At 63.1% G+C, this 2,148-nt stretch carries 1 protein-coding gene and 1 pseudogene; one reads left to right on the plus strand and one right to left on the minus strand.

The window, feature by feature from the left end:
• Positions 1-297 (minus strand): annotated as a pseudogene (locus tag EOA38_RS34545) (repressor LexA); the annotation flags it as partial.
• A gap of 465 nt (positions 298-762) precedes the next feature.
• Here EOA38_RS34545 and kynU point away from each other — a divergent pair.
• Positions 763-2,010, plus strand: coding sequence for a kynureninase (gene kynU, locus EOA38_RS34550; protein ID WP_127301326.1), 1,248 nt, complete (start codon positions 763-765; stop codon positions 2,008-2,010).
• Positions 2,011-2,148: the final 138 nt, after the last annotated feature.

Consider the following 2,148-nt stretch of genomic DNA (forward strand, 5'->3'; position numbering starts at 1 on the left):
CCGGCCGAGACCGCCTTGCCCCAGGCTTCCCTGAATGACGCTCGGCGAAAACTTCCTCGCCGCATTGAGGCCAGGCGCGATCGAATCGGGCAGGCGCAGCACTTCCAGGGCGCGTGCACGGTTGGGCAGTCGGCGAATGAAGCCACGCTCCTCCAGCGCCGTGATCAGACGATGAATGCCCGACTTCGAGGCCAGGTCGAGGGCTTCCTTCATCTCGTCGAAAGACGGTGGAATGCCGCTTTCCTTGAGCCGTTCGTGGATGAACATCAGGAGTTCATGTTGTTTGCGCGTCAGCATGGCGGCCCCCATGGGTTTTGAAACCAGAATCAGAAAAACAAACCCAGAACAAACACTATCTGTTCCAGTTGTGTTCCGCAACCGTTTAAAGTTTAATGAATGCGTTAGCGCGGCGATAACCAGAGCGCGGCCCGCAAAGACGCCGAAATGCGGCTTTTGGGCACCGGGACCGGCGATCTGGCATTGAATTCCTTACAGTTTTTTCCGATGCCCACGTGCTTGCGCGTTGCTCCTCCGTGCGTTGAATAACCGGCGCGAATGATGGCATGCGGAAGGACGTCGACGCCGGGAAAGCTCGCGGGCCGTGAACGAAACGGAGCCAAACCGTCAACGACCTCACACCGCGCACGGCGGAAATCGCATGCCGCGTTGGCGCTGCCACGAGCGATTCCAGTCATGTGAGGCACGGTTGATGTCGGGCCGTCGACGCACTATTCGTGAATGACCGATGGGGGCTACAGGATCATGATCGCACTTCCCGATCTCGCCGAAATCGAGGCGATGGATGCGGCCGATCCGCTACGCTCGATGCGCCGCCGCTTCGCATTGCCGACAGGGGTGATATATCTCGACGGCAATTCGCTGGGTGCTGCTTCGTCCGATGTCTTCGACGAGATCGAGAAGGCGGCGACGCGCGAATGGGCGCACGATCTCATCCGCGCCTGGAACACTGCTGGCTGGTTCGACATGCCTGTCGAATTGGGTGACCGGCTTGGGCGCCTGATCGGCGCCGGGCCCGGCCAGACCGTCGTCTGCGACACGACGTCGATCAACATCTACAAGGTCCTGCATGCGGCGCTCGCGATGCGGCCCGACCGGTCGGTGATCGTTGCCGAGGGCGACAGCTTTCCGACCGACCTCTATATGGCGGAAGGGGTGGCCTCCACGCGGCCCGGCACGGTGTTGCGGCTGGAGGGCGTCGATGCCTCGACGATCGAGGACCTGATCGATGAGCGTGTCGCGGTCATCCTGGTCAATCACGTCAACTACAAGTCCGGCCGGTTGCGCGACATGGCGGCCCTGACGCGCAGGGCCCATCGGGCAGGCGCGCTGATCGTCTGGGATCTCTGCCACACGGCAGGCGCCCTGCCGGTGGATCTCGATGGTTCGAACGCCGATTTCGCCATTGGCTGCACTTACAAGTACCTCAATGGCGGGCCTGGCTCGCCGGCCTTCATGTATGGCGCCAAACGCCATCACGACGACATTCGCCAGCCGCTCAGCGGCTGGTGGGGGCACGCCCGGCCTTTCGCGTTCGAACAGGGTTATGCCGCCGGCACCGGCATCCGGCGGTTCCTTTGCGGCACACAGCCCGTGCTGTCGATGCGGGCGCTAAAGGGAGCACTGGACCTTTGGGACAAGGTCGACATGAATGCCGTGCGCGGCAAGAGCATCGCCTTGACGGATCTGTTCATCCGGCTCGTCGAAGCCAGGTGCGGCGCCTTCGGCCTCTCACTGGAAAGCCCGCGCGACGGCGCCGAGCGCGGCAGCCAGGTGTCGTTCGCTCATCCCCATGGCTACCAGGTTATGCGCGCATTGATCGAGCGCGGCGTGATCGGCGATTTCCGCGCGCCGGCGACCATCCGCTTCGGCTTCACGCCGCTCTATGTCGGCTACCGCGACGTCTGGGATGCCGTCCAGGTGCTGGAAGACATCCTGCGCACCGGTGCCTGGCGGGACGCGCGCTTCGCCGTCAAGACCGCTGTGACCTGATACGAGGCAACTCGCGCCGGTTTTGCCGGATCGCACCAGCCGGAACTTGTTTCGGGCATAAAATGTCTCCGGTCGGAAGCATTGACGCGGCATCCGGCGCCGGCCATTGCTGGCGAAAGCCACGCGTTTGGGAGGGGC

This window comes from Mesorhizobium sp. M1E.F.Ca.ET.041.01.1.1 (assembly GCF_003997355.1).
In the GTDB taxonomy this organism is placed as follows: Bacteria; Pseudomonadota; Alphaproteobacteria; order Rhizobiales; family Rhizobiaceae; genus Mesorhizobium.

Bases quoted from the DNA above. Each gene is read 5' to 3' on its own strand.
- kynU (WP_127301326.1), top strand. From the start codon at position 763: ATGATCGCACTTCCCGATCTCGCCGAAATCGAGGCGATGGATGCGGCC.